Origin of the sequence: Ancylobacter lacus, from assembly GCF_018390635.1 — a bacterium.
In the GTDB taxonomy this organism is placed as follows: Bacteria; Pseudomonadota; Alphaproteobacteria; order Rhizobiales; family Xanthobacteraceae; genus Ancylobacter; species Ancylobacter lacus.
In genome coordinates, this window is sequence record NZ_JAHBGE010000088.1 from 1 (window position 1) to 6,220 (window position 6,220).

The following is a 6,220-nucleotide window of genomic DNA, read 5'->3' on the forward strand; positions in this document are numbered from 1 at the left end:
GTCGGCGCCGCTGCCGGGCTGGAACACGAAGGTGTCGTTGCCGCCGGTCACCGTGCCGTTGACGACGCCGGAGATGTCGCCGCTGAGCTGGTCGTTGCCGGTACCGCCGTCGAGCCGGTCGTTGCCGCAGGTCATGGTAACCGCGGCGCGGGTCAGGACGCAGTCGCCGATGAGGGTATCCGCGCCGGCGCCGCCAAAGAGGCTGTCGGCGCCGCCGAAGGCCTGGGAACCCAGGCTCGCATCACCGGCGATGTTGAAGTCGCCATAGAGGGTATCGTCACTCCCGTCGCCATAGAGGATGTCGCTGCCGCCGGTGACCTTGGAGCCGGAACCGGTGGCGACCTGAACGCCGTCGCCATAGATCCTGTCGACGCCATCCCGGCCATAGACCGTGTCGGCGCCGCCGGTCACCACCGAGCTGCCGCCGGAACCCAGCGTATTGCCGTCGCCGGTTAACGTATTGCCGCCATTGCTGCCATAGATCGTGTCATTGCCGCCGAAGACGGTGGTGGACGAACCTATGCCCATATTGGCGCCATCGCCCGTGATGCTGTCCACCTCGGTTCCGGCGGTCAGCGCGTCATAGGCATAGATGATGTCGTCGCCGCCGATGGCGGTCGAAGAGCTGGCGTTGCCGAGCATGTTGGCATCGCCGAAGAGGCTGTCCGCTCCCGCCTTGCCATAGATGATGTCGTTGCCGCCGGTGCCCTTCGTCTGGTAGCCGCCGAGCTGGTCGCCATCGCCATAGACCGTGTCGCCGAGCCCGCTGCCGGTGATGGTGTCGGCCCCGCCCGTAGCCCAGGACAGTGTCGTGCCGTCGCCATAGACGGTGGTGGCAACGGTCGCGGCCGAGAGATCGATGATGTCGCTGCCGCTCTGCAGGATGTCCGACGCCTACGTGCCGCTGAGGGTGGCGACGTCGCCATGCACCGTCTTCAGGTGGCTGCCGGCGGTCCAGATCACGTCATTGCCGAGCCCGCCAGAGAGCGTGGCATCGGTGGCGTATTCGTTGCCGGCATTGGCGGGGCGGACGGTGAAGTCCATGATGTCGTCGCCGGCCCCGGCGTCGAAGGCGGTGAAGCCGGAGAAGCGCAGCGCGTTGGTGCCGTTCAGCGTGAGATCGTAGATGAAGGCCTCGTTCTCGGTGCTGCCGGTCAGCGTCGTGTCGCCACCCGAGGCGGTGTAGATGACCGAGCTGCCGTAGAAGCCGTAGGTCGAGAGCACCTGACCGGTGGTGGTGTTGGTGGTGCTGCTGGTGCGGTTGAACTTGCCGGAACGGGTGAAAAGCATCGAACGCCCTCAAAGCCGGCGACGCCCCCAAGGCGTATTCCGGTAGCGGTCACCTTAGCTGCGGGTGCTACGTTCGCAAGCAAAGACGTGACGGATTACCCCCTGTATATTTCTGAAGGTGAACGACATGGCTCGTTTGCACGCCACGCCGCGAACCGTGGGGAAGGCGGGCCGGGACGGCTCGCCTTCCCTGGGTCCCCTCACGCCCCGAAGATGAAGTCCGAGGCGTCGAGGGTGAGGGCGGTGTTGGCCTTGTTCTGCACCTTCACGCTGTTGCCGCCGCCGAAGTCGATCGTCACCGTCGACGTGCCGTTGCCGGTGATGTTGAGCTCGCCGAAGGAGGAATAGCCATAGGCCGAGACGTCGATCAGGTCGTCGCCGGTGCTGCTGCCTGCCACCTGCCCGAAATCGTAGATCGTGTCGGCGCCGCTGTTGGGCTGGAACACGAAGGTGTCGTTGCCGCCGATGACCACGCCGCCGCCGCTGATGCTGCCGGAGACGTCGCCATAGAGCTTGTCGTCGCCGGTGCCGCCGTCCAGCCGGTCATTGCCGCAGGTCAGGGTCACACCCCCTGCCACGCTGGCGACGTCGCCGATCAGGATGTCGGTGCCGGCGCCGCCAAAGAGCATGTCGGCGCCGCCGGTGGCGGTGACCTGGATGCTGCCGTAGCCCACAGACCGGGCGTCGCCATAGATCGTGTCGTTGCCATCTTCGCCAGCGAGACTATCGTCACCGCCCTTCACGGTCGTGCCGTTCGCCTCGCCAAAGTAATCGGCGTCACCGAAAATGAGGTCGTTGCCGCCACCGCCAAGCACGATGTCGTTGCCGCCGGTAGATTTCGAATTATCGCCATTGGAGAATTGCTCCCCATCGCCGTAAAGGCTGTTATCGCCGTCATTACCATAGAGCGCGTCATCGCCGCCGATGGCGGTGCTGGACGTGCCGTTGGCGAAATCCTGGCCGTCGCCGTAGAGAGTGTCGCCGTCGGTGCCGGTGCCGGCGTAGAGCCTGTCGTTGCCGCCCGTTGCGGTCGTGCCGTAGCCATTGGCCAGTCTAATGGCGTCGCCATAGAGCCAGTCATTGCCCGCACCACCCTCTATGGCGTCGTCGCCGCCGAACGCGCTGGAGCCGTCGTCGCTGGCCAGCGACCCGCCATCGCCGTAGATTACGTCGGAGGCGCCGCTGCCGGTGATGGTGTCGTTGCCGCCCTTGGCCCAGGAGAGGTTGTAACCGTCACCATAGGTGGTGGTCGTCGCCGTGGCGGCCGAGAGGTCGATGATGTCGTTGCCGCCCTGCACCAGGTCGCTGGCCGAGGTGCCGATCATGGCGCGGTTGTCGCCATAGACCTCGTAGATATGCGAACCCGCGGTCCAGATCACGTCATTGCCGAGCCCGCCATAGACACTGGCATAGGTAGCGTATTCGTGGCCGGCATTGGCGGGACGGACGGTGAAGTCCATGATGTCGTCGCCGCCCCCGGCGTCGAAGGTTTCGAAGCCGGAGAAACGCAGCGCGTTGGTGCCGCTGAGGGTGAGGTCGTAGATGAAGGCCTCGTTGGCGTCGCTGCCGGTCAGTGTCGTATCGCCACCCGACGCGGTGTAGATCACCGAGCTGCCGTAGAAGCCAGTGGTCGACAGCGTCTGGTTGGTGGTGGTGTTGGTGGTGGTGCTGGCCCGGCTGAATTTGCCGGAGCGGGTAAACTGCACGGTCTCACTCCTGCGTCGGCCGGTCGCCCCACGCGATTCCGGCATGCGGTGCCATGTTGCCGTACGGGTGTGAGAAAGCCCAGTGTGTCCGTGTGGATTTCCGCCTGTCGGGTTGGATATTCCTGAAGAATGTAATGGCTGTGACCGCCAGGCCACTGTCCAAGGGGAAGGGCGGGGCCGTGACCGCCCCGCCGCACGTACCGTAGCGTCACGCCGCGAAGACGAAATCCGAGGCGTCGAGGGTGAGGGCGGTGTTGGCCCTGTTCTGCACGGTCACGCTGTTGCCGCTGCCGAAATCGACCACCACCGCGGCGGTGCCGTTGCCGGTGAGGGTGAGGCCGGCGAAGGAGGTATAGCCATAGGCGGAGACGTCGATCAGGTCGTCGCCGGTGCCGCTGCCCGCCACCTGGCCGAAGTCGTAGATCGTGTCGGCGCCGCTATTGGGCTCGAACACGAAGGTGTCGTTGCCGCCTTTTACTGTGCCGCCGTTGAGATTGTTGGAGACGTCGCCATAGAGCTTGTCGGTGCCGGTGCCGCCGTCGAGCCAGTCATTGCCGCAGGTCAGTGTCGCCTTCGACGTCAGGTTGCTGGCGTCGCCGGCCAGAAAATCGTTGTCGGCGCCGCCATACAGCCGGTCATTGCCGCCAAAGAGCTGGCTGGCTTTGGCGCTGCTGCCCACATTGGAGAAATCGCCGTAGATAATGTCGGTGCCGTCGTCGCCATACAGCGTGTCGCTGCCGCCGGTGGCTTTCACGGAAGCCGCATTCGCCGCGCTGTCACCGCTGTCTCCGTAGAGATAGTCTGCTCCGCCCCAACCATGAATCGTGTCATCCCCACCGGTCACGGTGGCGCCGGTGCCGGTTCCGAAGTTATTCGCGTCGCCGCCGAGAGTATTACTACCGTCGCTGCCATAGAGCGTGTCGTTGCCGCACAGGACTGTGCTGTTGGCACCACTGCCGACCGCGCTGGCGTCGCCGTAAACAATATCCCCCTCGGTGCCCTTTGTCGTGGCATCATAGGCGTAGAGAATGTCGTTGCCGCCGACCGCGGTTGAGCCTTGGGCGTAGCCCAAGGTGCCGTCGCCATAAATGACGTCGAGCCCGCCCTTGCCATAGATGACGTCGTCGCCGCCGGTCGCCTGCGCGTTAACGACGGCGCCCAGCCGCGATCCTTCGCCATAGAGCGTGTCGCCCTTGGCGCTGCCGGTGATCGTGTCGTTGCCGCCCTTGGCCCAGCTCAGGGAAAGGCCATCGCCATAGACGGTGGTGACAACCGTCGCGGCCGAGAGGTCGATGATGTCGCCGCCGCCCAGCACCAGGTCGCTTGCCGAGGTGCCGGCCATGGTGTCGTTGTCGCCATAGACCGTGGTGAACCGGGAGCCGGCCGTCCAGATCACGTCATTGCCGAGCCCGCCTATCAGCGTGACATTGGCGCCGGGATTGTATTCATGCCCGGCATTGGCGGTGCGGACGGTGAAGTCCATGATGTCGTCGCCCGCCCCGGCATCGAAGGCGGTGATGCCGGAGAAGCGCAACGCGTTGGTGCCGGAGAGGGTGAGGTCGTAGATGAAGGCCTCGTTCTCGGCGCTGCCGGTCAGGATGGTGTCGCCGACCGATCCGGCATAGATCACCGAGCTGCCCCAATAGCCATAGGTCGACAGCGTCTGGCTGGTGGTGGTGTTGGTGGTGGTGCTGGTCCGGTTGAACTTGCCGGAACGTGTAAACTGCATGGCCCGCCCTCACGTGCCGGTCGCCCGCGCGATCACGGCTTGCGGCGTCATGATACCGGAGCGCGTGGAAGGGCAAAGCGTGGTCAGTGCGGATTGTCGCCTTCCTGGTTCGAAATTTATAACGAAATCAGGTGTATGAGCGCCGTCCCACAACCCTGGCGGAGGGCGGGGCCGTCGCGCCCCGCCCCGCCGCACGTGCCGCAGCGTCACGCCGCGAAGATGAAATCCGAGGCGTCGAGGGTGAGGGCGGTGTTGGCCTTGTTCTGCACGGTCACGCTGTTGCCGCTGCCGAAATCGACCACGACCGAAGCGGTGCCGTTGCCGGTGATGCTGAGGCCGGAGAAGGACGTGTAGCCGTAGGCCGAAACGTCGATCAGGTCGTCGCCGGTGCTGCTGCCCGCCACCTGCCCGAAATCGTAGATGGTGTCGGCGCCGCTATTGGGCTCGAACACGAAGGTGTCGTTGCCGCCGGTGACCTTGCCGCCGGTGGTGATGGTGCCGGAGACGTCGCCATAGAGCTTGTCGTTGCCGGTGCCGCCGTCGAGCCGGTCTTTGCCGCAGGTTAGGGTCGCGGCCGCCGCTACGCTCTCGGCGTCGCCGATCAGCGAGTCGTCGCCGGCGCCGCCATACAGCCAGTCATTCCCGCCGATGATCACGGTGGCGTTTGTGGCGCTGCCCACCTTGGCGAAATCGCCGTAGAGGACGTCGTTCCCGTCATCGCCATACAGGGTGTCGCTGCCGCCGGTGGCTTTTGCGCCGGCTGCAGAGGAGGCCGCATTACCTCCATCTCCATAGATCGTATCCTGCCCGCCCCGGCCATAGATCGTGTCGTTGCCGCCGGTGAAGGTCGTGCCGGCTCCAGCCGCGATGGAATTACCGTCACCGTAGAGGCTGTTATTGCCGTCACTGCCGTAAAGGGTGTCGTTGCCGCACAGGATGATATCGTTGGCGTAGAGGCCGAGCGAAGTGCCCTCGCCGTAAAGGGCGTCTGTTTCGGTGCCGTTGGTGGTGGCGTCATAGGCGTAGAGGATATCGTTGCCCCCGATCGCGGTCACGCCGGTGCCGTAGCCCAGGTTGCCGTCGCCATAGATCGTGTCGCCGCCGGCCTTGCCATAGATGACGTCGTCGCCGCCGGTCGCCTGCGTGTCGGCGATGCTGCCCACCCGGTTCCCGTCGCCATAAAGCACGTCGCCGCTGCCGCTGCCGGTGAGGGTGTCGTTGCCGCCCTTGGCCCAGCTCAGGTAATAGCCGTCGCCATAGACGTTGGTGGAAACCGTCGCGGCCGAGAGGTCGATCGTGTCGTTGCCGCCCAGCGCTAGGGCGGTGGCCGAGGTTCCCGCCAGGGTCTCATTATCGCCATAGACTCTGGTGAGCCGGCTGCCGGCAGTCCAGATCACGTCATCGCCGAGCCCCCCGGAGAGCGTGACACTGGCGCCGGGATCGTATTCATGCCCCGCATTGGCGGGACGGACAGTGAAGTCCATGATGTCGTCGC

At 65.2% G+C, this 6,220-nt stretch carries 5 protein-coding genes and 1 pseudogene; all 6 read right to left on the minus strand.

What is annotated here, in order from left to right:
• The coding region (locus KHC27_RS21135) for a calcium-binding protein (RefSeq protein ID WP_425514901.1) at positions 1-642 on the minus strand (642 nt) is incomplete at its 3' end.
• A 6-nt stretch (positions 643-648) separates the two neighbouring features.
• Positions 649-885, minus strand: a pseudogene (locus KHC27_RS22145) (calcium-binding protein); the annotation flags it as partial.
• A gap of 9 nt (positions 886-894) precedes the next feature.
• Positions 895-1,290 carry a hypothetical protein gene (locus KHC27_RS21145; RefSeq protein WP_213342003.1) on the minus strand — a complete coding sequence of 132 codons (396 nt, stop codon included), beginning with the start codon at positions 1,288-1,290 and terminating at the stop codon, positions 895-897.
• A gap of 200 nt (positions 1,291-1,490) precedes the next feature.
• Complete coding sequence (locus KHC27_RS21150) at positions 1,491-2,996, minus strand: calcium-binding protein (protein WP_213342005.1); 1,506 nt, start codon at positions 2,994-2,996, stop codon at positions 1,491-1,493.
• Between the two features lie 208 nt (positions 2,997-3,204).
• A complete protein-coding gene (locus tag KHC27_RS21155) occupies positions 3,205-4,725 on the minus strand; it encodes a calcium-binding protein (protein WP_213342006.1) in 1,521 nt (506 codons plus the stop codon).
• A gap of 206 nt (positions 4,726-4,931) precedes the next feature.
• The coding region (locus KHC27_RS21160) for a calcium-binding protein (RefSeq protein ID WP_213342008.1) at positions 4,932-6,220 on the minus strand (1,289 nt) is incomplete at its 5' end.